This is a genomic window from Rubrobacter sp. M3-4 (assembly GCF_059772285.1).
Map to the genome: position 1 here is coordinate 127,061 of NZ_JCBAJP010000002.1, position 23,498 is coordinate 150,558.

Consider the following 23,498-nt stretch of genomic DNA (forward strand, 5'->3'; position numbering starts at 1 on the left):
GGAAGGAGGACGAAAGGATGAGCGAGACCGTTGCTTCGGCCAAGGGGAGCGCTTTTGGCTTCCTGCGGATGAACGAGCGCGAGGAGAAGCCGCGCACCCGCGGGATCACCGAGATCCGGGGGCCCTACTACGCGGCGATGGGCAAGCGCTACCTCTCCGACGTCTTCGAGACGATGGGCCAGTACATAGACTCGGTGAAGTTCGCCGGCGGGGCGTTCACCCTGATGCCCGAGCAGGCTCTCCGGGAGATCATAGAGACCGCCCACGAGCACGACGTGATGGTCTCGACCGGCGGGTTCATGGAGACCGTCCTCACCCAGGGATACGACGCGGTCGAGAAGTACATCCAGACCTGCAAGGACGTCGGCTTCGACATCATCGAGATCTCCGGCGGCTTCATCACCATCCCGACCGACGACTGGCTGCGGGTGGTGGACAAGGTGCAGAAGGCGGGCCTGAAGGCCAAGCCGGAGGTCGGCATCCAGTTCGGCGCCGGCGGCACCACGACCGCCGAGGAGCTCGAGGCCGAGGGTACCCAGGACCCGGGCTGGATGATCGCCCAGGCGAAGCGCTTCATCGACGCGGGGGCTTACCTGATCATGATAGAGTCCGAGGGCATCACCGAGAGCGTGAAGACCTGGCGCACCGACGTGCCCGCCGAGGTCATAAACACTTTGGGGCTCGAGAAGGTGATGTTCGAGGCGGCCGACCCCGAGGTCTTCGAGTGGTACATCAAGAACTACGGCCCGGAGGTCAACCTCTTCGTGGACCACTCCCAGATAGTCCAGCTCGAGGTCTTGAGGCGTGGCCTGTGGGGTACGAAGAGCACCTGGGGACGCGTCCTCACCTACAAGGGCTAGCGGACGGAGGTATCCCCGTCCCGGAGGGGCTGGCCGACCGCCGGCCCCTCTTCTGCTACCCTCCCGGCGACGATCCTGAACCACGGCGTGTAAGAGGCGGGGTTCTTCTCCAGATCCTCGAGCACCGCCTGCGGCTCTTCCCACCTCCACGCTCCGATCTCCTCGGGGTTCGGATCGGGCTCGCCGTCGAAGCGTCCGTAGAAGACGTGGTCGAACTCGTGCTCGGTGAGCCCGCTCTCTTCGTCTGAGGCCCGATAGACGAAGCTGAAGGCCTCCTCGAGCCCGGTGTCGAAGCCGAACTCTTCCTTCAGCCTCCTGTGGGCGGCCTCCTCCAGTCCCTCGCCCCAGCGGGGGTGTCCGCAACAGGCGTTGGTCCACAGCCCGGCGAAGTGGTACTTCCCCGCCGCCCGGCGCTGCAGCAGCATCCTCCCTTCGCGGTCGAAGATGAAGATCGAGAATGCCCGGTGCAGCCTTCCTCCGCCCTCGTGCGCCCGCAGCTTGCTCTCCGGGCCGAGCGGCTCGTCGTTCTCGTCGACCAGTATGATCTCTTCGGCACCCTCCGCCGGATCCATCCTCTCCTCTCCTGCTTCGTGGTGCGATCCCGTGATGTTAGCACGCCCGGAGCGCTTTTCTGCTATATTCCCCCCGTGGAACGCAGGCACCCACGCAAGTTCGATCCCTCCCGGGCGGGCAACCTCGACCGGCCGGAGCGCCAGCGCTTCCTGCCCAACGACCGGGTGCTCGACCTGCTCGACCTCGCCGGAGACGAGACCGTCGTGGACTACGGCGCCGGGACGGGGACGCTCACCATCCCCCTGGCCCACAGGCTCCCCCGCGGCACCGTCCACGCCATAGACGAGAACCCCCAGATGATCGAACGCCTCCGCGAGCGGCTCGCCGCCGAACACCTCCCCAACGTCTCCGTGCACCACATCTCAGACGATGCCGTCCCCCTCCCTGACGGCTCCGCCGACCGCATCCTCGCCGTCAACCTCCTGCACGAGCTCGAAGAGAAGGCCCTGCGCGAGATGCAACGCCTGCTCACCCCCAGCGGCTTCCTCCTCGTCGTCGATTGGAACGCCGAGGTCGAGCGCGACGCCGGCCCCCCCGCCGACGAGGCCCTCTCGCCGGAGCAGGGCCGCGCCTTCCTCGCCTCGGCCGGATTCTCCTGCCAGACCCTCGATGCGGGCTTCCCCTACCACTTCGTCTTCCGTTGCCCCCGACCCTAGAGATTTTTGTTCGACATATAGGGTAGGGGGGTATAGTATATGAATAGAGGCTCCGATCTGAAAGGAGTTCTATGAGCGAGACCAAAGAGCGGAAGATGTTGGTTCTTCCGGTGAGGGGGATGAGTTGTGCCTCGTGTGTCCGGAGGGTCGAGAAGACGCTCTCCGGGGTCTCCGGGGTTGATTCTACGAGCGTCAATCTGGCAACGGGCACGGCCCGGGTCGAGTATGGGGAGGGGGCCCCTGATCCCCGGGCGCTGGTCGAGGCCGTGCAGGGGGCGGGCTACGAGGTGCCGGTCGAGCGGGTCGACTTCGAGGTCCGGGGGATGACGTGTGCCAGCTGCGTCCGCAGGGTCGAGCGGGCGTTGGAGGGAGTTTCCGGGGTTTTGGGGGCCAACGTCAACCTGGCGACCGGCAGGGCTACGGTGGAGTATCTGCCCGGGGAAACCGGGAGAGAAGACTTCGAGCGGGCCGTCACGGGAGCCGGCTACGAGGTGGTCTTCGATGCGGAGGATGGCGGCTCTGCCGAGCCGGAAGATCGTAAAGAGCAGTCCATATTGAAGAAGGATTTCCTCGGGGCGGCCGCACTCACGCTCCTCGTAGTGCTCGGGAGCATCCCACACATGTTCGGTTTCAGACCGCCGGTTCCCGGGCAGCTGTGGAACGTTGGGCTGCTGATCCTGGCGACGCCGGTCCAGTTCTGGTTCGGGCGGCGCTTCTATCGGGGAGCCTGGGGGGCCCTCAGGCACCTGCAGGCCGACATGAACACGCTGGTCGCGCTCGGGACGAGCGTCGCCTACCTCTACAGCGCGGTGGCGACCTTCGCACCGGGGCTCTTCGCCGGCAGGGCGGACGTATATTTCGACACCTCCACCCTGATCATCACCCTCATCCTGCTCGGCAGGTTGCTCGAAGCCCGGGCTAGGGGGCGGGCCAGCGACGCGATAAAGAAGCTCGCCGGGCTGCAGGCGAAGACGGCGCGCCTCGTGCGCGACGGTGAAGAGGTCGACGTGCCCGTCGAAGAAGTCGCTGTCGGGGACGTCGTGGTGGTGAGGCCCGGAGAGAAGATCCCGGTCGACGGCGTCGTGATCTCCGGGGAGTCCGCGGTGGACGAGGCCATGATCACCGGTGAGTCCCTGCCCGTCACCAAGCGGGAGGGGGACGAGGTGATCGGGGCGACCATCAACAAGAGCGGGTCCTTCAGGATGCGGGCCACGAAAGTTGGGCGCGATACCGCTCTCGCCAGGATCATGAGGATGGTCGAGGAGGCGCAGGGTTCCAAAGCCCCGATCCAGCGGTTGGCCGACAGGATCAGCGCCGTGTTCGTGCCGGCCGTGATACTGGTCGCGGTCTTCACCTTCTTCGTCTGGCTCATCGTCGGTCCGCAGCCCGCCTTCACCCACGCGCTGCTCAACGCGGTCGCCGTCCTGATCATCGCCTGCCCGTGCGCGATGGGGCTTGCGACCCCGACCTCCATCATGGTCGGCACCGGCCGGGGGGCCGAGCGAGGGATACTGATCAAAGGCGGCGAGGTGCTGGAGAACGCCCGCCGGGTGGACACGGTCGTCTTCGACAAGACCGGCACGCTCACCCGAGGGGAGCCCGTTCTGACGGACGTGATCGCGGGCGACGGCTTCACGGAAGAAGAGCTTTTGCGTCTCGCCGCCGCCGCGGAGCGCGACAGCGAGCATCCGCTCGGAGAAGCGATAGTGAGGGGGGCCGAGGAGAGAGGGATCTCGCCGGAGTCCCCCACCTCGTTCGAGGCCCCGACCGGTCGCGGTGTCAGGGCCGGGGTCGACGGTCACGAGGTGCTCGTGGGCAACTTCAGGCTCATGCAGGAGGCCGGTGTTCCCGTGGACGGGCTTGCGCCGCGGCTGGACGACCTCTCCGCCGACGGGAAGACGCCCGTTCTCGTCGCGGTGGACGGGAACCCCGCAGGGATCCTCGCCGTCGCCGACGTGGTGCGCGAGGAATCCAAAGAGGCGATCGAAGAGCTGCACCGGATGGGGCTCGAGGTTGCCATGATCACCGGCGACAACCGCCGCACGGCAGAGGCCGTCGGCCGGGAGCTCGGCTTGGACCGCGTCCTCGCCGAGGTCCTGCCGGAGGGCAAGGAAGAGGAGATCCGGAAGCTCCAGAAGGAGGGCAGACGCGTCGCGATGGTCGGGGACGGCATAAACGACGCCCCGGCGCTCGCCCGGGCAGACCTCGGTATCGCCATCGGCACGGGGACCGACGTGGCGATGGAGGCCGGGGACATCACCCTGATCTCGGGCGACGTTCGCGGGGTCGCGCGGGCGATCCGTCTCTCCAGGGCCACCGTGCGCAACATAAAACAGAACCTCTTCTGGGCCTTCGCCTACAACGTCGTCCTGATACCGGTGGCGGCCGGCGTACTCTACCCGGTCTTCAGCGGCGGAGGAACGCCCGGGGTGCTGCACCCGTTCCTCGGTCAGTACGGGTTCCTGAACCCGGCCCTCGCGGCTCTGGCGATGGCGCTATCCTCTGTGACGGTGGTGAGCAACGCGCTTCGCTTGCGCAGAGAGGAGATCGGCTGACGGATGGAGAGCGCGAAGAGCCAGGAGGCCCACGGCTACATCAAGGCTCAGGACAAGGAGAAGATCCTGGCCCGTCTGAAGAGGATCGAGGGACAGGTGCGGGGCGTGCAGCGCATGGTCGAGAACGACGAGTACTGCGTCGACGTCCTCACCCAGATCTCGAGCTTCATCTCCGCCTCGGAGAAGGTGGCCCTGTTGTTGCTCAGGGACCACACCGACCACTGCGTGCGCCGGGCGATCGAGAGCGGAGGCCGGGAAGCGGACGAGAAGGTCGATGAGCTGCTCGAAGCCGTAGAGCGGTTCATGAGAGTGTAGGAGATCGACGGGAAAGGAGAAGACGCTATGGTCGAGCGAACCCTGAACGTGGAGGGAATGAGCTGCGCTCACTGCAAGGCCGCCGTCGAGGGCGAGCTGAACAAGCTCGATGGCGTCGAGCACTCCGACGCGGACTTCGAGAAGGGCACCGTCGAGGTGCGCTACGACGAAAGCCGGGTGACCGATGACGACCTGAGGGCCGCTATCGAGGAGGCCGGCTACACCCTGGTCGCCTGATCCCCGAAAATGGCGGGGAGATTCGGTTGTACGCTCCGGATCTCCCCGCTCAGTGCCTGGGAGATGTTTCGTGGATAGGGGTAGGGGGTACGTGTACAAAACCCTTCGATCCGAAACCGGGAAGGAGACGAGAGCCGTGGACGATCTGAAGCCTGAAGAGACTTCATGATAAGCCCTCTCGAACAGTACGCGTTGCTCCTGGTGATGATCGCGGGTACGGCCGGGCTCGTGGGGTGTGTGTACCTGATCGGGCGCTCCTTCGGGAAGCCCCGGCGGGAGGAGGGCAAGGATGTCCCCGCCTCTTCCGGAAGGCTCTCCTCCGAGCCGGTCTGGGTACGCTACCACGTCCGGTATTACGGTCTCGCCCTGCTTTTCCTGGCCTTCGACATGGAGATGGCCTTCATGTACCCCTGGGCCGTCGTCTACAGGAAGGTGGGGCTGGAGGCCCTGCTGGACATGGGGGTGTTCCTCGCGATCCTGTTCCTGGGGCTGCTCTACGGCTGGAGCCAGGGGGCGCTGAAGCGCAGGTGATCACCGGGGCGCGCAAGGGGGAGACGTCCTGGCTCAGGCGGCTGGCCGCCCGCGCCTCGTCGAAGGAGCTCGCGGCGTTCGTCGTGCCCGGCCCCGAGGTCGCGCGTGCCTTCGGCCTCGATCTCGGGGCGGCTGGGCTTCGGGTGGTTCCATCCCCCCGTCACGCCAGCGTGCTCGTGGTCGTAGGCGGGCTGCCAGAAGGACTGCGGGACGCAGCCTCGGTGATCTATGCCCAGATGATGCGGCCCAGGGCCGTTCTCGTCCTGGGTTCCGATACTGCCTCCCCGCTACCCGGGCCGGACGTTTCGGCCCCCATGGATCAGGAATCGCTCTCGGCCGCGGTGGCGAGGCTGCGCCGGGCGTTCGCCGAGGGGGCCTGGGACCCGGGGGTGGAGGATTACGCACCGGAGGCGGCGGCGACCGAGACCCGCTACACCTGCCCCATGCACCCCGAAGTCGTGCAGAAGGAGCCCGGCGCTTGTCCCAAGTGTGGTATGGACCTGGTGCCGCGCGAAGTCTCCTCCGGAGAGAGTGACGGAGAGGAGGAGGAAGAAGAGGCCGGCGAACTGCACCACGGTTCGATGGACCATGGAGAGCACGGCTCCGGAGGCCACGAGCACATGGACCACACAGACATGGGGTTCATGTCGATGGTCGAGATGACCAGAGACCTGCAGCCCAGCGGCGACGGCCTCAGGATGGAGTGGGTGGAGGTCCCTTTCGGTCCGCTCTTCCCCGGGCTTCCCGGCGGGCTCGCACTCACCTTCACGCTCGACGGCGATACGGTGGCCTGCGTTCAGAGCGGGTCGGCGGTAGGGAGAGGGGGGAGATGTCTGCAGGGAGTTCCGGTGGACGATCTGTTGGAGCATCTGGGCCGGATCGACCCGCTCTCCCCGGTCGCCTACCGCGTGCTCGCCCTCAGGGCCGTCGAGAACGCGGCCGGGGTGGAACCCGCGCGGGCTACCGCGTACCTCGGGGCGCTGGAGCACGAGCGGGTGGTGAGCCACCTGGGATGGCTCTCAAGCTTCGGGTACCTGATAGGGTACGAGTGGTTGCATCGGCGGGCCGCTGGTCTGCAGCTCGCCCTGCTGCGCGACGATACCGGTGAGGGAGAGACGCTGTGGGGTGACCTGTCGGATCTCCTGCAGAGGCTGCGGGGTGCCCCGCTCTTGCGGCGCAGGCTGGAGGGCGTCGGACGTCTGCGTACGGCGCGGGCCGCAGAGTACCCGGGGCCGGTCTCCCGCGCCGCAGGGCTTCCCTACGATGTCCGCTCGGAAGAGAAAGCTTACCAGGATCTGAGCTTCGAGCCGGCCGTGCAGGAGGGGAACGACGCATACGCTCGTCTGATGTTGCACCTCGACGAGATGGAGCGGAGCCAGGAGATCGTCCAGGCCGTGGGTTCCGTCTCGGCGCCGGACGAGCTGGGGGTGCAGGATGGCATCTCGGGAGAAGGTGCCGCCACGGTGGAGACCCCACGCGGTCCGGCGAGGCTCCGCGTGCGGATCGAGGACGGGATGGTACGCTCCGCGGAGCTCGAGACTCCCTCCGGGCGGCACGCGCAGCTCGTAGAGGATGTGGCCCTCGAGCACGAGGTCGCGGACGCGCTGGCCGGGGTTGCCTCGCTCGACCTCTCACCGTGGGGGATGACGCGATGACGGTGTTCCTCGTGCTGGTGATGCTCTTCGCCGGGGCGTACCTCGTCGCCGTGCTCGAGGGATGGACTTCGACCGGACGCCTCAGGTTCGCCGGCCCGTTCTGGGCCGCCGTTGCGCTCCTGGGACGCGAGTCGATCGTACCCCGCAAGCCGGACCGCGTCCTCTACGAGACCGCCCCCGTTCTGCTCCTCGTCTCGGCGGTGCTGGCGGCGGCGGTGCTCCCGCTCGGGCCGCACCTCGTCATCGCCGACCTCGCCACCGGCGCTCTGGCCGTCAACGCCGCGCTCGCTTACGTCATGGTGGCGCTCGTCATGGCCGGCTGGGGGCCGGACGGGGCGTACGCGATGGTCGCCGGCTGGCGCTTCCTCGGGCAGCTGGTCGCCTACTCCATGCTCATCGTCATGCCCATAACCGCGGTGGCGATGCGTGCCGGCTCACTCGTCACGACCACCATCGTCGAGTCGCAGGCCGGGATCTGGAACGCGCTCACCCAGCCGCTCGGGTTCGTGCTTTTCTTCCTGGCGGCGATGGCGGTCTGCTTCTTGCCGCCGTTCGACCTGCCCACCGCGCCGGGCGAGCTGGCGGGTGGGATCGAGGCCGAGTACGCAGGACCGCGGCTCGCGGTGGTGCGTCTGGCGCGCATGGTGCTCGTGGTGAGTCTCTCGCTCGCCGTCACGGTCTTCTTCCTCGGCGGGTGGCTCGGGCCTTTCCTGCCTGGCTGGGCGTGGACCTCCTTGAAGACGCTCGTGGTGGCGGCGACCATGCTCACGGCCGGGCGGTACGTCCCGAGGCTGCGCGGCGAGCACGTCATGGAGTGGGGCTGGAAGCTCGGCATACCGCTCGCGCTGGTCAACATATTCTGGGTCGGCATAACCCTGGTCCTGAGGAGCATGTGATGGCGCAGGCTTTCTTCACCGGTTTCTTCGGGCTCGCGGCGATCTGGTTCGGCGTGGTGGTCTTCCGCACCTCCTCGATGGTCCGCTCGGCGCTCGCGCTACTGTTCTCGCAGGCCGCCATCGGCGCGATGTTCCTCGCGATGCAGACCGAATTTTTGGGGGTGCTGCAGATCATGATGATGGCGACCGAGATGGCGATCATGGCGATCTTCATGGTCATGTACATGATGGACCCGGGTGGACTCGGCGGGATGGACATGACGCACCAGAAGCGCCTCTCGATAGCCGCGGGCATCTTTGGTGGGGCCGCCGCGGTCGCCGTCTCGTTGCTCGGCGGGTGGGGGCCGGTCGGCCCGTCCACCATGCCGGAGGCTCAGGTCGCCGCGCTCGGGGAGGAGCTCCTGGGACGCTCGATGCTCGTCTTCGAGACCGCGGGGATCACCATCCTGACGGCGATGATCGCCGCGACGGCGGTAGCCATAGAGAGGAGGCGATGATGGCTACGCTGCTGGTCGCTCTGGTCGCCGGGGCGGTGCTCTTCGGGATCGGGCTCTACGGCGCCCTCTCCCAGACGAACCTGGTCATGATCATGATGGGCGTCGAGCTGATGCTTGGGGCGGCGATGGTCAACCTGGTGGCTTTCTGGCGCTTTTTGCACCCCGCAGCCTACTCCGGGCAGATGTTCGTCCTCATCGTGATGACCGTGATGGCGCTCGAGATGGCGGTGGGCTTCGGCGTGGGCACGGCCCGCTTCCGCTCCAGAGGGTCGGTGGAGATGGAGGAGGCGGAGGATCTCAAGGGATGACGGTAGCCGCCCTCACCATCCTGGGCCCCCTCGCCGCGCTCGTCGCGATCCTTCTCTTCCGACGTGCCCCGGCCGCACTGGCCCTGCTCGGGGCCGGGGTGGAGGTGGTCTCCGCCGCGGTCACGCTGGTCCGGGTGGCTGGTGGAGCGAATTTCTCCGCGGCGCTGCCCGGGCTTCCGGGTTTCCCGCTCAGGATCGTGGTCGAGCCGCTCACTGCGATGCTCGCCGTGCTCGTCGCGGTAGTGAGCGTGCTGGTGATGGTCTACGCGGTGGGTTACATGGAGGGAGCGCGCGGCAGGGTGCGCTTCTTCGCCAAGATGTCCTTCTTCGCCGCCATGATGCAGACGCTCGTCGTGGCCGGCGACTGGGTCCTGCTTTTGGCGGCGTGGGAGCTCATCGGTCTGGCCTCCTACCTCCTGATCGGATTCTCCCACGAGAAAGGGAGGACGGGGTCTGCGGCCACCCGTGCCTTCCTCTACACCCGCACCGCAGACCTGGGGCTCTACGTGGCGGTCTTCGTCCTGATCTCGCGCTCCGGCACGAGCGAGATCTCCGGGACTTTCGGTGTCGGTGGTCCGGCCGCCTTCGCCGCGGGGATCTTGCTCCTGCTCGCCGCGGCGGGCAAGTCGGCGCAGGTCCCGCTCCAGGGCTGGCTGCAGGACGCGATGGTCGCGCCCACCCCCGTCACCGCCTTCCTCCACTCGGCCACCCTGGTGGCGGCGGGGGCGATACTCCTGATCCGGACCTTCCCGCTGCTTTCGCCCGGGGTGCTCCTCGTCGTCGGGCTCCTCGGCGGCGTGACCGCCGTGGCGACCGGCGTGACCGCGGTGGCCGAGCGCGACCTCAAGCGCCTTTTGGCGGCCTCGACCTCCAGCCAGTACGGGTTCATGCTGCTCGCTCTCGGGGCGGGCTTTCCGGCGGCCGCGCTCTTTCACCTCGCCGCCCATGCTGCGATGAAGAGCGCCCTGTTCGCCGGCTCGGGCATCTTCCAGCGCGCCCGGGGCTCGACATCCTTCTCCGATCTCGGAGGAAGCGGGCGCGAGCGACCCCTCGTCTTCACCGCCTTCACGGTCGCCGGGCTCGCGCTCGCCGCCGTCCCGCCGCTCGCCGGGTACTTCTCCAAGGACGCTATCGTCGCCGCCGCCTACGAGTCCGGCTACGGCTTCGTTCTCCTCCCGCTCGCGCTCGCCGGGGCTCTTCTGACCGGAGCGTACGTCGCACGCGCCCTGAGGCTCCTGTGGCGGGGCGAGAAGAGAGCGGAGCCCGTCGCCGGTATGCGGTGGATGTGGGCTGGGCTCGCCTCTCTCACCGTGCTGGCCGTCTTCGTGGGGTTCCTGAAAGGAGCTCTCTCCGGGCTGATCGGGGAGGAGATACCGGACGAGCTGGTGACCACGGTCGTCGGCACCGCCGCCGCCTTCCTCGGGTTGTTTCTGGGATGGACCTTCACCGCAGATCGTTTGCTCGGCCCGCTGCGCGCGGCCGCAGAGAACGGGTTCCGCCTCGCGGGCGGAGTGGACGCGCTGGTGGCGAAACCGGCGCTCGCGCTCGCCGAAGCGGTGCGGGTCGCCGACGAGCGTGGGATCGACGGTGTGATCTTCGCGCTCGTACGTGGCGCCCGCGGTCTCGGTGAGCGTGCCCGCGCGCTGCAGAGCGGGCTGGTGCACAGGGAGCTCGCGCTCGCGGCGGGCGGGATGGCGCTGTTGCTGGTGTTCCTCGCGGTCGAAGCCATGAGAGGCCTGTAGGAGGAGGTTTTGGTGTTCCCGGTCGTCTCCGTGACCCTGTTCGTCCCGCTTCTGGGAGCGGCGCTCTTGGTCGTGCTGCGCAAGATCCCGCCGCGCGGCGCGCACGCCATCGGTCTCGTCTCTTCCGGGCTTGCGCTGGCCGGGTCGGGGTTGATGTGGGTGCGCGGCGTCTCGGGGGCGGGGTTCTCCCAGGTCGAGGAGGCCTCCTGGATGCCCTCGATAGGGGTGGCCTACCGGGTGGGTGTGGACGGGATAAGCCTGCCGCTCGTGCTGTTGACGGCGGTGCTGTTCTTCCTGGCCCTGGTCTTCTCCGTCGGGGTCGAGAGGGACGCCCGCTCCTACGTGGCGCTGTTTTTGCTGCTGGAGACGGCGTGCATCGGGGTCTTCGTCGCTCTGGATACGATCCTCTTCTACGTCTTCTTCGAGGTCACGCTGGTCGCGATGTACTTCATCATCTACGGCTGGGGTTACGAGGAGCGCCGGCGCGCCGCGATCACGTTCTTCCTCTACACCCTGCTCGGGAGCCTGCCCTTGCTGCTCGCGATCCTCGTCCTCTACGCCGGGAGCAGCCCGCACACCTTCGACGTGCAGAAGCTCGTGGCCTCACCGCCCCTGACGGGGCTTGCGGCCGCGTTCGCCTTTCTCGCCATGCTGGTCACGTTCGCGATCAAAAGCCCCATCTTCCCGGTGCACACCTGGCTGCCGCTGGCGCACACCGAGGCCCCGACCGCGGGCAGCGTCATACTGGCGGGTGTCCTGCTGAAGATCGGGACATACGGTCTGATCCGGTTCGCCCTGCAGATGACCCCCGACGCCTTCCGGGTCGCGGCCCCCTACGTGGCGGGGATCGCGGTTGTCAGCGCTCTCTGGGGGGCTTTCGCCGCCCTGGCCCAGAAGGACCTCAAACGGCTCGTCGCCTACACGAGCGTCAACCACATGGGCTACGTCTTCCTGGCCGTCGCGGCGGCCGCTGCGGCAACGAGCGCGCAGGTGAGGACGCTCGCGCTCGACGGGGCCGTGCTGCAGATGGTGAGCCACGGGCTCGTGACCGGCGCGTTGTTTTTAGTGGTCGGTGCGTTGCAAGAACGGGCACACACGCGCGAGATGGGCGCCTTCGGCGGGCTGTTGCGGGTCACGCCGGCGCTGGGGTGGTTCTTCGTCCTCTTCTCCTTCGCCTCGCTCGGGCTGCCGGGGCTCGCCCACTTCCCGGCGGAGTTCCAGATCTTTCTCGGCTCGTTCCGGGTGTACCCGGTCGCGGCGGCGGTCGCGCTGGTGGGGATCGCCGTGACCGCCGGGCTGTACTTGCGCGCGATACGGGTCTCCTTCTTCGGCAGGCCCGACGGGTGGCTGCAGGGGATGAGGGATCTCGGGGTGCGAGAGGTCCTGGCGACGGCGCCGCTCCTTGCTCTGACCATCGTGGTCGGGGTTTACCCGGCCCTGATCCTCGGCGTCGTACACCATACGACGAAGGCGATGGGGTTGTGATGTCGCTCGCCCGGATGGCGCACGATCTCACGCTGCTCGCGCCTCAGCTCGCGGTGCTTTGGGCGGCGGTGGGCGCGCTCGCCTTCGAGATGCTACGTCTGCCGAAGGTGGCGCTCGTCTACACGGTGGTCGGGCTCTTCTCGGCGGCGGGTCTGGCCGTGGCGTTCCTGGGGACGCAGACGAGCGTCTTTACCGGGACCTACCGGGTGGACTCCCTGAGCCTGTGGGCCGTGATCGTGCTCTCGAGCGCGACGGCTTTCGTCGCGGTGCTCGCCCGCCGCGAGGTCGGGGGCACCGACCGCGAGGGTACGGTCTACGCACTGCTCGCCTTCACGTTGCTGGGGGCGATCATGCTCGCTGGAGCGGGGGATGTGATGTTCCTGGTGCTGGGCGTGCTGCTCTCCAGCCTGGGGTCCTTCGCCCTGGTGGCCTACCCCAGGGACGACCGGGCGACCGAGGCGGCGATGAAATACTTCGTCTTCGGATCGGTCGCCGAGGCGGTCATGATCTTCGGCCTCACCTACTGGTACGGAGCTGTAGGCTCGACTTTGCTCTCCGAGCTCCCTTCACTCAAGGGATACCCGCTCGCGGCGGCGTTCGGGCTGGTCGCGGTCCTGGTGGGGCTCGGGTACAAGGCGTCCTACGTCCCGTTCCACTTCTGGGCACCCGATGCCTACGACGGCGCTCCGGTCTCGATCGCGGCGTTCCTGTCGATAGTGCCGAAGGTCGGAGCGATCTTCGCTCTCGCCCAGGTCGTGCACGACCTGCCGGAGGGGCTCGTCGCCTGGCAGTTGGTGGTGGGGGTCCTCGCCGCCTTCTCGATGACCTACGGCAACCTGGCGGCGCTCGTGCAGGAGAGGATCGTGCGACTTCTCGCCTACTCCTCGATAGCGCAGGCCGGGTACTTCCTGCTCGGCATCGTGGACGTGGGGCAGGGAGCACTGGCCACGCGCTCCCTCGTCGTATTCGCCGCCGCCTACGCCGCGATGAACCTCGGGGCCTTCGCCGTGGTCCTGCAGGCGGGGAGGCGCATCGGAGACTTCACCGGGTTGTGGAGGACCTCGCCGTGGGCGGCCGGGGCGATGGTGGTGTTTTTGTTCTCTCTCGTCGGGGTGCCGCCGCTCGCAGGGTTCGTCGGGAAGTTCCTCCTGTTCGGGGCGGCGATAGACGCCGGTTATACGTGGCTCGCGGTGGTGGCGATCCTCAACAGCGTGCTCTCTTTGGGGGTCTACCTGCGGGTCGTCGTCCCCATGTTCCGGGAGCCCAAGAAGGCCCCCGCTTCTCCGCCGCTGGTCGTCGCGGTCTGGGGGGTGGCCTTCTTCGCCACCGCAGCCATCGGGATCGCGGCGCAGGTCCTGCTGGGACGGGTGGTATAGACTGGAGGACCGTTCGATGCACTATTCGGAGGAGTTTCAGAGATGAGTCGGATGGAGGTCTTCTCGGATCTGAGGAACTGGCAGGCGCGGCGCTACGCCGTCGCCGCGCTCGCGGGTCTCGTCTGGCTGGTGGTCTCCGGTGTTCCCACCGGCCTGATAAGCACCCCGATCTACCACCGGATGATACCGGCCACGTGGTGGGACTACACGTTCTGGGTGGCCGGGGCGGTGCTGGGGGGGTTGCTGCTGGCGACCTACGTGAACCCCGCGCCCGTCTCCGGACGGTCCGGCACCGAAGGGGGACTGCTCGGCGGTATCTTCTCGGTGTTCGCCATAGGATGTCCTGTGTGCAACAAGCTCGTCGTGCTGGCCCTCGGGGCGAGCGGGGCGCTCACCTACTTCGCTCCGATCCAGCCGCTGCTCGGTTTCTTCTCCGTGGGGATGTTGCTCTATGCCCTCTATCGCCGGCTCGAGGGCGAGCGTGCCTGTCCGGTCGGCAGGGGGTAGAGCGAGGCTCCGCCCATGGGCGTCAGGGTGCTGGTGGTGGAGGACGAGAGGAGCCTGGTGAGGCTCCTGCGGGCCTACCTGGAGCGGGAAGGCTTCGAGGTGTACGAGGCTTTCGACGGCAGGGCCGGGCTGGATATCGCGGGTGAAGTCCGGCCCGATGTCGTCGTCCTCGACTGGATGTTGCCGGAGCTGGACGGCCTGGAGGTGCTGCGCAGGCTGCGGCGTTTCTCGGATGCCTACGTGATCCTGCTCACTGCGCGCGTCGAGGAGACGGACCGTATCGTCGGTCTCTCGGCCGGAGCGGACGACTACCTGCCCAAACCTTTCTCTCCGGGTGAGCTGGTCGCCCGCGTGAGGGCCATGCTGCGCAGGCCGCGTTCCGGGACGGGACCGGAGGAGGAGCCTCTGCGCGTCGGTGAGCTCAGCATCGACCCTTCCAGGCGCGAGGTGCGTCTTGGGGGTAGGGAGATCGCACTCACCGCGATAGAGTTCGATCTCTTGGCGGCGCTCGCCTCCCGTCCCGGGCTGGTCTTCTCCCGCGCGCAGCTTCTGGAACGGGTGTGGGGCGAGGGGTATTTCGGGGATGATCACGTGGTGGACGTGCACATCGCCAACGTGCGCAAGAAGCTGGGGGAGGACGCTGCGCATCCGCGTTACATAGAGACGGTGCGCGGCGTGGGTTACAGGATGAGGAGATGAGAGGTCCCTCCCGGATGGGGTTCCGGGGTCTGCTGCCCAGGCTCTTCGCCTCGCACCTGGTCGTGGCCCTGGTGGGGACGCTGACCTTCCTGGTCGCGGTCTCTGTCGTGGCGCCGTTGCTCTTCGGCAACCTCATGCAGGGTCCGATGGGTCCCTCACACATGATGAGCATGGGCCAGATGATGGACTCCGTCTTTAGGGCCTTCGCGCGTACGCTCCTCTACTCGCTCGCCGTCGCGGCGGTCGCCGCGATAGCGGTCGCCGCAGTGACGGGGATGTTCGTTGCGCGCAGGATCGTCGGTCCCCTGCGGGCGATGAGCCGGGCGACACGCCGCATAGCGGCCGGACGTTACGACGAACGCGTACCCGTGCGCGGCGACGACGAGCTCGGTGAGCTCGCCGAGAGCCTCAACGCGATGGCCCGGACCCTCCAGGCCACCGAACAGCGCCGGCTCGACCTCATCTCCGACGTTTCCCACGAGCTGAGGACTCCTCTGACGGTGATCGAGGGGTACATGGACGGGCTGATCGACGGTGTGGTCGAACCCTCGGAGGAGACCTGGTCTCTAGTGCGCGCCGAGGCCGGCCGTCTGCACCGTCTGGTGGACGAGATGCAGGAGCTCTCCCGGGCGGAGGCCGGCGGAATCCCCCTGCACCTGCGGGAAGTCTCGCCAAGGGAGGTCGTGGAGCAGGCCGCCGGTCTCCTCGGGCCGCTCTTCGCGGAGAAGGGCGTGAGGATGGAGGTCTCCGTCCCTGAGGATCTACCGCCGGTGCTCGCCGACCGGGACCGGGTCGTGCAGGTCCTGGACAACCTGCTCTCCAACGCGCTGAAGTACACGCCGTCCGGAGGCGAGGTCTCCCTGTCGGCGCGTCAGGCGAAGGACGAGGTGTCTTTCCGGGTCACCGATTCCGGGGAGGGCATAGCACCCGAACATCTGCCGCACCTCTTCGAGCGGTTCTACCGGGTGGAGGGTTCCCGATCGCGCGAGAATGGCGGGGTCGGGGTGGGGCTCACCATCTGCCGGACGCTCGTCGAAGCGATGGGCGGCAGGATACACGCCGAGAGCGCCGGTCCTGGCAGGGGGGCGGCTTTCGAGTTCACCCTGCCCGTGGCTCCCCGGAGAGAATCTTGATCCAGGCTTGATCTTTTCTCGAGCGGTGCTTGATCTGCGCGTACTACATTCTCTTCGTGAGACAAAACGACAAACGGAGGTACGACAATCATGATGGGCGGGTTCGGATTCGTGTGGATGATCGTCCCGGCGTTGCTCCTGATAGGCGTCATAGCTCTCGTAGTATGGGCCTTGGCCAGGGCCTTCCCGATCTCGCGTGACGGGGATTACCCGCGGAGGGACAGAGCGGAAGAGATCCTGGAGGAGCGCTTCGCCCGCGGCGAGATCACTACTGAAGAGTACAGGGATTCGCTGAGGGTGCTGAGGGAGAAGTCCGGGAAGAGGGTCTGATGACGAACGGGGACTGGAAGGAAAGAGTGGTGTGTGAAGATGGCTAAGCTGAGCCGCCGGGAGTTCTTCGGGCTTGCGGGGTTGGGGACGGGGGCCCTCGTCCTGGGTGCCTGCGGGAGATCTTCGGGTTCCGGAGCGGGCGCCGGCACCTCCCGCACTACCCCTGCTCCGTCCGGCACCAGAGAGTACGCGCTCGATGTCTCGCCGGCACAGGTCAGGATCGGCGGGCGCCGGGTGAAGACCTGGACCTACGGGGGAAACCTGCCGGGGCCCGAGATCCGGGTAAAAGAGGGAGAGCGGCTTCGGGTGAAGGTGAAGAACGCTCTGCCGGAGGGTACGACGGTACACTGGCACGGGCTCCCCATCCCCAACGGGATGGACGGTGTCCCGTACGTCACCCAGAAGCCGATAAAGCCGGGGGGGGAGTTCGTCTACGAGTTCACGGTCCCCGTCTCCGGCACCTACTTCTACCACAGCCACGTCGGGCTCCAGCTCGACCGCGCCCTCTACGGTCCGCTCGTCATCGAGCCCAAAAAGGAATCGCTCTCCTACGACCGCGAGTACACGCTCATGCTCGACGACTGGCTCGACGGGGTGCGGGGTACTCCCGAGGACGCGATGAAGCGCCTCAAGTCCGGAGGGAGCGCGATGATCGGGATGGGCGGTATGGGAGGCATGGGAGGTATGGGAGGTATGGGAGGCATGGGTGGGGGCATGCGCGGTATGTCCGGGATGGGGGGCGGGAGCGAACCCCGCCAGTGGACGCCGGATATCGTCTACCCCTACTACCTGATCAACGGCAAACCCCCGGATTCTCCCGAGGAGCTCATGGTGAAGCGCGGGGAGCGACTCCGGCTGCGCTTCATCAACCCGGCGAGCGCGACGATCTTCAGGGTGGCCCTTGCCGGTCATCGCATGACCGTGACACACACCGATGGGCAGCCGGTCGAGCCGGTAGACGTCGACGCTCTGCGGATCGGACCGGGTGAGCGTTACGATGTGATCGTCGAGGCGAACAACCCGGGTGTCTGGCAGCTCGCGGCACAGGCCGAGGGGACGGAGAAGATGGGACGTGCGATCCTGCGCTACCGGGGAAGCTCGGGCTCCGCTCCACCGGCAGGCCAGAAGCCGCCCGAGTTGGGAAAGAAGCTCCTCCTGTACGGTATGCTCAGGGCAGCCTCTGGGGTCGACCTGCCTTCCGGGAGCCCGGATCAGGTGACACCCGTCACCCTCTCCGGGAACGAGCGGCGCTACGTCTGGAGGATCAACGGGAAGTCCTTCCATCCGGGACCCAACGCCACACCGGACCCGATCACGGCCGGAAGGAACAAGCATATCCGCTTCGAGTTCATGAACATGTCCATGATGCCCCACCCGATGCACCTGCACGGACACTCCTTCCAGGTGGACAACGGTACAGGAAGGGGACCGTTGAAGGACACCGCCATCGTCGACCCGATGCAGAGGTTCGCCGTCGACTGGTACGCGGACAACCCCGGAGACTGGGCCTTCCACTGCCACCACCTCTACCACATGGAGGCCGGCATGATGCGGGTGGTCAGGGTGTAAGAATCCCTCGAGCCCGCCTCCCGTGGCGCTTGCCCGGATATATCTACATTTGTTAGAATGTAGATATGAATGATGACAGGTGCGAACTGCTTTGCGTGGATGCTCCGAGGGCGGAGGCGATTCGCGAGAAGCTACTGACGGAGAAGAGGGCGCAGGAGGCCGCCGGGAGGGCCAGGGCTCTCTCGGACCCGACGCGGCTCACGCTGGCTGCGGCGCTCGGGGAGGCCGGGGAGCTCTGCGTGTGCGATCTGTCCTGGATAGCGGGGCGCGGGCAGGGGTTGGTCTCGCACCACCTTCGGGTGCTGCGTTCGCTGGGGTTGGTACGCTCCAGGCGTGAGGGGAAGATGGTCATGTACTCGCTCACGGAGCGCGGGGCTTCGCTGCTCTCGGCTGTGCTTGGTGAGGAGATCGGGGTGTGAGCGGGCGGCCGGTCCGGGTGGGGCGAGGGCCCCTGCAGGGGGTAGAGGAGCGGATGCGTCTGGTGAAGAGAGCCAGGCTTTTGGCCCGGCTGGGGCTCGTCTGGCACGGGATAGAGGCCGGCGTGGCCATCGGGGCGGGGATCGTGGCGGGATCCATAGCCCTGATCGGCTTTGGAGCCGATTCGCTGATCGAGGCGGCCGCCGGGATCGTCATCCTCTGGAGGTTCGCTTCCGGAAGGATCTCGTCGGAGGGTGCCGAGAGGAGGGCGCAGAGGATGATCGGGCTCAGCTACTTCCTGCTCGCGGCTTACGTCGGGATCGAGTCCGGAAGGACGCTCTTGCTGCAGGAGCATCCGGCGACGAGCTGGGTAGGGATGGGGTTGTCCGTCGTTACGCTGCTCATCATGCCGCCGCTTGCCCGGGCGAAGGCTCGAGTCGGTGAGGAACTCGGATCGGCGGCGGTCAAGGGCGAGGGCACCCAGAACATGCTCTGTGCCTACCTCTCCGCCGCGTTGTTGATCGGGCTCGGAGCCAACGCCCTGTTTGGGTGGTGGTGGGCCGATCCTCTGGCGGCGCTCGTGATCGCGGGGGTTGCGGTGAGGGAGGGGCTGGAGTCCTGGCGTGGGGAGCAGTGCGGCTGCTACGCCGGGGAAGGGCCTGATCGCCGCGAGGATGGCCGCACTCTTCGAGCGCGATGACCGAAATCTGGTGCACAAGGGGTTACGTCTCGGGTGGTTTCGTGCGACCGGCGCTTTGTTGTTTTCGAAGAAGCGTGCGGCGGCGAAGCAAGGTGGTTCGTGGGATAATCCATAAGATTTGACTTTGTGCCGCACATACGCCGTCGTGCTGGCGGCCCTGCTGGTCGTCTTCGTGTCGTTCCACCCGCAGTCGGCGGGTGGAGGATGCGGTCCGGACGGATGCCAGCAGCCGCCACACGCGTCTTCCGCCGCCTGTCCGGCTTCCTGCGCTACGGTGGCGGTCCTCGCCGCCTCCGTCGTGGTTTTCGCCTTCGCCGTATTCTGCGGGAGGTGGCCAGCAGATCAGAGGCCACCCGCAGAGTTTTACCTCGCCCCAGATCCGCTCCCTCCCTGGAACCTCCTCACAACTGTCTAAGAGAGACGATTGCAATACACCCGCAGGCGAGCGTCGCCTGCGAGTGCGAGGTGGTTCCACGATCCCAAGAGGAGAAAAACTTGAGCAGGAACGACAGCCGGGGCCGGAACCGCGGTACGGGTGAGCGTGCTTCGGTAAAACGCAGGAACCCGAACGGAACCAGATCGATCGGGCTCGGAACGGTAGCGGTGGTCGTGGTTATCGTCGTCGCGGCGATGGTCGGCGCTCTGGCCTGGCTCTCACGCCCCAACCCCTACGAGCCTCAGGCTAACTTCAATAGCAACGGGGGCACAGGCCAGCCCATAGACGGGATAAAGTGCGCAACCAGCGAGCAGCTCCTCTTCCACATCCACGCCCACCTCGACATCTTCGCCAACGGCAGGAAGGTCAGGGTGCCCTCCCAGATAGGCATCCCCGGAAAGTGCATCTACTGGCTGCACACCCACGACTCCAGCGGCATAATCCACGTCGAATCCCCGGTCCAGCGCACCTACACCCTGGGCGACTTCTTCGATATCTGGGGTGCTCCGCTCTCCAGGAACAAAGTTCTCTCGTTCGATGTTAGCCGCTCAGAGCCGCTCCGCGTCTACGTCGACGGCAAACTTTACAAGGGGGATCCTCGCAAGGTCCCGATCAAAGAACACGAGGAGATAGCGCTGGTAATCGGCAAGATGAAGGGCAAGCCTCCCGCGTCTTACGAGTTCCCGCCCGGCGACTAGTCCAGGGTGGAGGCAGGGTCGAAACCCTGCCTCCGTATCATATTTGAAGAATTCTTCAGATGTGAGAGAATCATTCTCATGACGCACTTCAGGGAAGCTTCGCCGGGGGAGCGGCTGCTTGAGCCGCGGGACGTCTTGAGCGGGGAGATGGGTCGGGTGGACGAGAGGATCGCGGGCCTGATGGGGGCGCTCTCCGGCCCGACGCGGGTGAGGGCGCTCTTCGCGTTGCTGGAGCACGGCGAGCTCACGGCGGGAGAGCTGGCGAAGGTGGTCGGGATGAGCGGGTCCGCGACGAGCCATCAGCTCAGGGTGCTCAGGGACCTCGGGCTGGTGCGGCGGCGCAGGGAGGGCAAGAGGGCCTTCTACGCGCTCGCCGACGACCACCTCGGGGTACTGCTCCGGGAGGCGCTCTATCACGTGGACCACGCGCGGCTGTTCGAGCCGGGGAGGCGCCGTTGAGCGGCCGCGAGCACGGAGGCATCGTGCACCTGCTCTCGCATCTTCTTCCGTTCGGGCACGCGCACGAGAGCCACGAAGGCGTGGACGAGGCGCTCGAGGCGAGTGAGGAGGGCATAAGGGCGCTCAAGATATCGCTGGTGGGGCTCATGCTCACCGCGCTCTTGCAGCTTTTGGTGGTCGTCTTCTCGGGCTCGGTCGCGCTGCTCGCCGACACCATCCACAACTTCGGGGATTCGCTCACCTCGCTGCCGCTGTGGCTCGCGTTCGCGCTCGGTAAGAAAGCGGCTGACCGTGCACACACCTACGGCTACGGGAGGGCCGAGGATCTTGCGGGGGTGGCGATCGTCGCGGTGATCTTCTTCAGCGCGTGCGTAGCCGCCTACGAGTCTATTGAGCGTCTGATCCACGGCTCCGAGGTCTCGAACGTCGGGTGGGTCGCGCTCGCCGCCGTGATCGGCTTTCTCGGCAACGAGTTAGTGGCGCAGTTTCGCATCGGGGTGGGGAAGAAGATCGGGAGCGCCGCGATGGTCGCCGACGGGCAGCACGCCCGCGTGGACGGGTTCACCTCGCTCGCGGTGCTCGTCGGGGCCGGGGGAGTCTGGCTCGGGTACCCGGTCGTGGATCCCATCGTGGGCATCCTCATCACCATCGCCATCCTGTTCATCGTCAGGGATTCGGCGCTCTCGATGTGGCGCCGGATGATGGACGCCATAGAGCCGGAGATCCCCGAGACGATAGGCCGGGTCTGCGGGAGGGTGCCCGGCGTCGAGGGTGTGGAGAGTGTCCGGGCCCGCTGGGTCGGGCATCGGGTCCATTCGGAGGTGTGCGTGTTGCTGCCGCCGGCGATGACGCTGGAAGAGGCGCGCGAGGTGGAGCGGCGGTTGCGGGAGGCCGTCCGGGAGGCGATGCCGAAGCTCGGGCGGCTGGTCGTCGAGGTCGCGCCCGCGCGGAGGAGGTGAGGTGCTCGTGGAGCTCGTTACGCCGAGGCTCGTTCTCAGGGAGTTCTCGCCGCAGGAGCTGGATACGCTCGCGCGCCTCGATGCCGAGGAGACGACCCGCGGTTTCGGTTGGGCGGGGGGCGTTGATCGCGACGGCGTGGCGGCGGCCCTCGAGAGGTGGCTGGGTCTCTATCCTCGCGGTCTCGGGCAGCTCGCGATGGTCCACCGCGAGGACGGCGCGCTCATCGGGCACTGCGGGCTCGAACCGGCGGACGGCGGGCGTATCCTGCTCTCTTACGCGCTCTCGAAGGAGTACTGGTGCATGGGCCTCGCCCCCGAGGCCTGCCGGGAGGTGCTGCGATACGGCTTCGAAGAGCTCGGGCTCGAGGAGATCTGGAGCCACACCGGTGCGCGCCGGCGTGCCTGGAGGGGGATGATGGAGCGGCTCGGGATGGAGCTGCGCGAGGAGTTCGGGGGGATGGTCCGGTACGCCGTGCTTCGGGAACGTTTCCGGGAGGCATCGTAATCTTCCCCGTGAGACGCCTGTCCCGTCGGCCTGGTTGTGGCAATATCTCGGTGATGGGATTGGAGGAGAGCAGACCGGGGTCCGAGAGCGCGGCCTTCGCCGGGAAGGTAGGGGGTAGGTTCTGGGATGTCGACGTGGTGCGGGGGATCGCCATGGTCCTGGTCGCCACCTACCATTTCGTCTACGATCTGGACTTCCTCGCCGGCTATCCCGTGAACGCGGTGGGCATGTTCTGGGGCAACTTCGCAGATACGAGCGCCTTCATGTTCGTGTTTCTGGCCGGGCTCTCGCTCGCCTTGAGCCACCAGAGGGCGCGCATGAAGGTGGGACCGGAGGCGAACCTCTTCCCGAAGTATCTGCGGCGGGGCCTGAGGATCTTCGGCTACGGCATGGGGATAACGGTGGTCTTCTGGCTCCTCGGAGCGGGGGTCGTCATCTTCGGCATACTGCACATGCTCGGGGCCTCTATCGTCCTGGCCTATCCCTTTCTGCGGCGGCGCTGGACGAACCTGTTCTTCGGGCTCTCGGTGGTCGCGGCCGGGGCCTTCATCCAGGCCGACCAGAGCTGGTTCGTACTGCCGGGGGTCTGGGGATTTCTTCTCGCCCCATTCGGCGTTCTGCCCGCCGGGGTGTACATGGCAGATTACAGGGCGCTGCTGCCGTGGTTCGGGGTGGTGTTGCTCGGGCTTTTCGTCGGCAACACGTTCTACCTGCGGCGACGGGACGTGAAGCCTCTCGGGCAGGCGCCGCGCCCGATGCGTCCGCTCGCCTTCGTCGGGCGGCACACCCTCTTCATCTACCTGGTGCACCAGCCGGTGATCATCGCGCTTCTGTGGGCCTTCGGGGTGGTGAGCCCGGGCACGGTATAGGGTGCGCGTAGATCACGCTGCGATTGGGGTAAACTTTGTCGTGATGGCAGCGTACGCAGAACTCTCGTGGAGAGGGAGGAGGTCGGGATGCCTTCGCCGAGGCTGACCGGGGCCGGGTTGCTCTTCATCCTCCTCGCCAGCCTGAGCTGCCTCTTCGGGGTCTCCCCGCGGGTCCTGCACGCCGAGCAGGCCGTTGCCCACCATGTCGGCTCGGGGGGGCGGCAGGCCCTGGGGCACGCTCATGATCACGCCGCCCCGGGCCTCCTGCAGAGGGAGGCCCCTCAGGATCAGGGGTTGCTGCAGGGTCTCGGGCTGCTCGCCACGCTGCTCTCGCTCTCCTTCTGCACCGCGCTGGGTATGCTGTTGCGGCGGAACGGTTCTTTCGGGCGGGCTTCTCCCGTCTCCGCCGTAAAGAGAATCCCGGTTCTCGCGGCGGCTCTACCCCAGCGACCTTCACCACCGGCACTCCAGGTTTTCAGGCTGTAGCTTGCCTCCTGCGTGGAGGTGGCTTCCCTACGCCTGAGAGATGGA

Annotated in this window: 27 protein-coding genes; 26 read left to right on the forward strand and 1 reads right to left on the reverse strand. The window is 66.9% G+C overall.

Annotated elements, in window-relative coordinates; all coding sequences use genetic code 11:
- The first annotated feature begins 17 nt into the window (after window positions 1-17).
- Complete coding sequence (locus AC6EKW_RS02890) at window positions 18-860, forward strand: phosphosulfolactate synthase (protein WP_273845911.1); 843 nt, start codon at window positions 18-20, stop codon at window positions 858-860.
- Here the strand turns inward: AC6EKW_RS02890 and idi are convergent.
- Window positions 857-1,432 carry an isopentenyl-diphosphate Delta-isomerase gene (idi, locus tag AC6EKW_RS02895; RefSeq protein ID WP_273886881.1) on the reverse strand — a complete coding sequence of 192 codons (576 nt, stop codon included), beginning with the start codon at window positions 1,430-1,432 and terminating at the stop codon, window positions 857-859. The two genes, AC6EKW_RS02890 and idi, sit on opposite strands and share 4 nt — an antisense overlap.
- Window positions 1,433-1,507: 75 nt before the next feature.
- Here idi and AC6EKW_RS02900 point away from each other — a divergent pair, with 75 nt between their 5' ends.
- The 25 genes from AC6EKW_RS02900 to AC6EKW_RS03020 all read left to right on the forward strand — a co-directional run bounded on the left by AC6EKW_RS02900 (window position 1,508) and on the right by AC6EKW_RS03020 (window position 23,453).
- Window positions 1,508-2,089, forward strand: a complete 582-nt coding sequence (locus AC6EKW_RS02900; RefSeq protein WP_273886882.1) for a class I SAM-dependent methyltransferase — start codon at window positions 1,508-1,510, stop codon at window positions 2,087-2,089.
- A gap of 71 nt (window positions 2,090-2,160) precedes the next feature.
- The gene (locus AC6EKW_RS02905; RefSeq protein WP_498513650.1) at window positions 2,161-4,644 is read left to right on the forward strand and encodes a heavy metal translocating P-type ATPase; all 2,484 of its coding nucleotides are present in this window, start codon (window positions 2,161-2,163) and stop codon (window positions 4,642-4,644) included.
- Between the two features lie 3 nt (window positions 4,645-4,647).
- A complete protein-coding gene (locus AC6EKW_RS02910; RefSeq protein ID WP_273845916.1) occupies window positions 4,648-4,959 on the forward strand; it encodes a metal-sensitive transcriptional regulator in 312 nt (103 codons plus the stop codon).
- Between the two features lie 27 nt (window positions 4,960-4,986).
- Window positions 4,987-5,196 (forward strand): copper ion binding protein, encoded by a 210-nt coding sequence (locus AC6EKW_RS02915; RefSeq protein ID WP_273845917.1) that lies wholly within the window; start codon window positions 4,987-4,989, stop codon window positions 5,194-5,196.
- Window positions 5,197-5,364: 168 nt separating this feature from the next.
- On the forward strand, window positions 5,365-5,727 hold the full coding sequence (locus tag AC6EKW_RS02920; protein WP_498513747.1) for an NADH-quinone oxidoreductase subunit A: 363 nt from the start codon (window positions 5,365-5,367) through the stop codon (window positions 5,725-5,727).
- On the forward strand, window positions 5,724-7,382 hold the full coding sequence (locus AC6EKW_RS02925) for an NADH-quinone oxidoreductase subunit D-related protein (protein WP_498513651.1): 1,659 nt from the start codon (window positions 5,724-5,726) through the stop codon (window positions 7,380-7,382). Before AC6EKW_RS02920 ends, AC6EKW_RS02925 begins: the two co-directional genes overlap by 4 nt.
- Window positions 7,379-8,278: a complex I subunit 1/NuoH family protein gene (locus tag AC6EKW_RS02930; protein WP_273845922.1), complete on the forward strand. Its 900-nt coding sequence runs from the start codon at window positions 7,379-7,381 to the stop codon at window positions 8,276-8,278. Before AC6EKW_RS02925 ends, AC6EKW_RS02930 begins: the two co-directional genes overlap by 4 nt.
- Window positions 8,275-8,775: an NADH-quinone oxidoreductase subunit J family protein gene (locus tag AC6EKW_RS02935; RefSeq protein WP_420542017.1), complete on the forward strand. Its 501-nt coding sequence runs from the start codon at window positions 8,275-8,277 to the stop codon at window positions 8,773-8,775. The genes AC6EKW_RS02930 and AC6EKW_RS02935 overlap by 4 nt, the downstream gene beginning before the upstream one ends.
- On the forward strand, window positions 8,775-9,083 hold the full coding sequence (gene nuoK, locus AC6EKW_RS02940) for an NADH-quinone oxidoreductase subunit NuoK (RefSeq protein WP_273845926.1): 309 nt from the start codon (window positions 8,775-8,777) through the stop codon (window positions 9,081-9,083). The genes AC6EKW_RS02935 and nuoK overlap by 1 nt, the downstream gene beginning before the upstream one ends.
- The gene (locus tag AC6EKW_RS02945; protein ID WP_498513652.1) at window positions 9,080-10,825 is read left to right on the forward strand and encodes an NADH-quinone oxidoreductase subunit 5 family protein; all 1,746 of its coding nucleotides are present in this window, start codon (window positions 9,080-9,082) and stop codon (window positions 10,823-10,825) included. The genes nuoK and AC6EKW_RS02945 overlap by 4 nt, the downstream gene beginning before the upstream one ends.
- Before the next feature lie 12 nt (window positions 10,826-10,837).
- On the forward strand, window positions 10,838-12,310 hold the full coding sequence (locus AC6EKW_RS02950) for a complex I subunit 4 family protein (protein ID WP_273845930.1): 1,473 nt from the start codon (window positions 10,838-10,840) through the stop codon (window positions 12,308-12,310).
- Window positions 12,310-13,686, forward strand: a complete 1,377-nt coding sequence (locus AC6EKW_RS02955) for an NADH-quinone oxidoreductase subunit N (protein ID WP_273886887.1) — start codon at window positions 12,310-12,312, stop codon at window positions 13,684-13,686. The genes AC6EKW_RS02950 and AC6EKW_RS02955 overlap by 1 nt, the downstream gene beginning before the upstream one ends.
- A 42-nt stretch (window positions 13,687-13,728) precedes the next feature.
- Window positions 13,729-14,193 carry a hypothetical protein gene (locus AC6EKW_RS02960; protein ID WP_273886888.1) on the forward strand — a complete coding sequence of 155 codons (465 nt, stop codon included), beginning with the start codon at window positions 13,729-13,731 and terminating at the stop codon, window positions 14,191-14,193.
- Between the two features lie 15 nt (window positions 14,194-14,208).
- Window positions 14,209-14,892 (forward strand): response regulator transcription factor, encoded by a 684-nt coding sequence (locus tag AC6EKW_RS02965; protein WP_273845938.1) that lies wholly within the window; start codon window positions 14,209-14,211, stop codon window positions 14,890-14,892.
- Entirely contained in the window at window positions 14,889-16,025 is a 1,137-nt protein-coding gene (locus AC6EKW_RS02970; protein ID WP_498513653.1) for a sensor histidine kinase, read from the forward strand. Before AC6EKW_RS02965 ends, AC6EKW_RS02970 begins: the two co-directional genes overlap by 4 nt.
- A 93-nt stretch (window positions 16,026-16,118) precedes the next feature.
- Window positions 16,119-16,355, forward strand: coding sequence for an SHOCT domain-containing protein (locus tag AC6EKW_RS02975; protein WP_498513654.1), 237 nt, complete (start codon window positions 16,119-16,121; stop codon window positions 16,353-16,355).
- 39 nt (window positions 16,356-16,394) lie between these two features.
- The gene (locus AC6EKW_RS02980) at window positions 16,395-17,924 is read left to right on the forward strand and encodes a multicopper oxidase family protein (RefSeq protein ID WP_498513655.1); all 1,530 of its coding nucleotides are present in this window, start codon (window positions 16,395-16,397) and stop codon (window positions 17,922-17,924) included.
- A gap of 65 nt (window positions 17,925-17,989) precedes the next feature.
- Window positions 17,990-18,343 carry an ArsR/SmtB family transcription factor gene (locus tag AC6EKW_RS02985; RefSeq protein WP_273845948.1) on the forward strand — a complete coding sequence of 118 codons (354 nt, stop codon included), beginning with the start codon at window positions 17,990-17,992 and terminating at the stop codon, window positions 18,341-18,343.
- Entirely contained in the window at window positions 18,340-19,041 is a 702-nt protein-coding gene (locus AC6EKW_RS02990) for a cation diffusion facilitator family transporter (RefSeq protein ID WP_498513656.1), read from the forward strand. Before AC6EKW_RS02985 ends, AC6EKW_RS02990 begins: the two co-directional genes overlap by 4 nt.
- A gap of 495 nt (window positions 19,042-19,536) precedes the next feature.
- Window positions 19,537-20,175, forward strand: coding sequence for a hypothetical protein (locus AC6EKW_RS02995; protein ID WP_273845955.1), 639 nt, complete (start codon window positions 19,537-19,539; stop codon window positions 20,173-20,175).
- Window positions 20,176-20,253: 78 nt separating this feature from the next.
- Window positions 20,254-20,634 (forward strand): ArsR/SmtB family transcription factor, encoded by a 381-nt coding sequence (locus AC6EKW_RS03000; RefSeq protein ID WP_273845958.1) that lies wholly within the window; start codon window positions 20,254-20,256, stop codon window positions 20,632-20,634.
- Window positions 20,631-21,593, forward strand: coding sequence for a cation diffusion facilitator family transporter (locus tag AC6EKW_RS03005; RefSeq protein WP_498513657.1), 963 nt, complete (start codon window positions 20,631-20,633; stop codon window positions 21,591-21,593). Before AC6EKW_RS03000 ends, AC6EKW_RS03005 begins: the two co-directional genes overlap by 4 nt.
- Before the next feature lies 1 nt (window position 21,594).
- Entirely contained in the window at window positions 21,595-22,098 is a 504-nt protein-coding gene (locus AC6EKW_RS03010) for a GNAT family N-acetyltransferase (protein WP_498513658.1), read from the forward strand.
- Window positions 22,099-22,157: 59 nt separating this feature from the next.
- Complete coding sequence (locus AC6EKW_RS03015; RefSeq protein WP_498513659.1) at window positions 22,158-22,967, forward strand: heparan-alpha-glucosaminide N-acetyltransferase; 810 nt, start codon at window positions 22,158-22,160, stop codon at window positions 22,965-22,967.
- An 87-nt stretch (window positions 22,968-23,054) separates the two neighbouring features.
- The gene (locus tag AC6EKW_RS03020) at window positions 23,055-23,453 is read left to right on the forward strand and encodes a hypothetical protein (RefSeq protein WP_498513660.1); all 399 of its coding nucleotides are present in this window, start codon (window positions 23,055-23,057) and stop codon (window positions 23,451-23,453) included.
- Window positions 23,454-23,498 lie beyond the last annotated feature (45 nt).

What these genes read in the sequence shown, in the direction of transcription:
- AC6EKW_RS02910 (WP_273845916.1), top strand. Translation starts at nt 4,648, where the DNA reads ATGGAGAGCGCGAAGAGCCAGGAGGCCCACGGCTACATCAAGGCTCAG.
- AC6EKW_RS02965 (WP_273845938.1), top strand. Translation starts at nt 14,209, where the DNA reads ATGGGCGTCAGGGTGCTGGTGGTGGAGGACGAGAGGAGCCTGGTGAGG.
- nuoK (WP_273845926.1), top strand. Translation starts at nt 8,775, where the DNA reads ATGGCTACGCTGCTGGTCGCTCTGGTCGCCGGGGCGGTGCTCTTCGGG.
- AC6EKW_RS02890 (WP_273845911.1), top strand. Translation starts at nt 18, where the DNA reads ATGAGCGAGACCGTTGCTTCGGCCAAGGGGAGCGCTTTTGGCTTCCTG.
- AC6EKW_RS02960 (WP_273886888.1), top strand. Translation starts at nt 13,729, where the DNA reads ATGAGTCGGATGGAGGTCTTCTCGGATCTGAGGAACTGGCAGGCGCGG.
- idi (WP_273886881.1), bottom strand. Translation starts at nt 1,432, where the DNA reads ATGGATCCGGCGGAGGGTGCCGAAGAGATCATACTGGTCGACGAGAAC.
- AC6EKW_RS03020 (WP_498513660.1), top strand. Translation starts at nt 23,055, where the DNA reads ATGCCTTCGCCGAGGCTGACCGGGGCCGGGTTGCTCTTCATCCTCCTC.
- AC6EKW_RS02955 (WP_273886887.1), top strand. Translation starts at nt 12,310, where the DNA reads ATGTCGCTCGCCCGGATGGCGCACGATCTCACGCTGCTCGCGCCTCAG.
- AC6EKW_RS02945 (WP_498513652.1), top strand. Translation starts at nt 9,080, where the DNA reads ATGACGGTAGCCGCCCTCACCATCCTGGGCCCCCTCGCCGCGCTCGTC.
- AC6EKW_RS02980 (WP_498513655.1), top strand. Translation starts at nt 16,395, where the DNA reads ATGGCTAAGCTGAGCCGCCGGGAGTTCTTCGGGCTTGCGGGGTTGGGG.
- AC6EKW_RS02930 (WP_273845922.1), top strand. Translation starts at nt 7,379, where the DNA reads ATGACGGTGTTCCTCGTGCTGGTGATGCTCTTCGCCGGGGCGTACCTC.
- AC6EKW_RS02970 (WP_498513653.1), top strand. Translation starts at nt 14,889, where the DNA reads ATGAGAGGTCCCTCCCGGATGGGGTTCCGGGGTCTGCTGCCCAGGCTC.
- AC6EKW_RS02915 (WP_273845917.1), top strand. Translation starts at nt 4,987, where the DNA reads ATGGTCGAGCGAACCCTGAACGTGGAGGGAATGAGCTGCGCTCACTGC.
- AC6EKW_RS02985 (WP_273845948.1), top strand. Translation starts at nt 17,990, where the DNA reads ATGAATGATGACAGGTGCGAACTGCTTTGCGTGGATGCTCCGAGGGCG.
- AC6EKW_RS02975 (WP_498513654.1), top strand. Translation starts at nt 16,119, where the DNA reads ATGGGCGGGTTCGGATTCGTGTGGATGATCGTCCCGGCGTTGCTCCTG.
- AC6EKW_RS03000 (WP_273845958.1), top strand. Translation starts at nt 20,254, where the DNA reads ATGACGCACTTCAGGGAAGCTTCGCCGGGGGAGCGGCTGCTTGAGCCG.
- AC6EKW_RS02905 (WP_498513650.1), top strand. Translation starts at nt 2,161, where the DNA reads ATGAGCGAGACCAAAGAGCGGAAGATGTTGGTTCTTCCGGTGAGGGGG.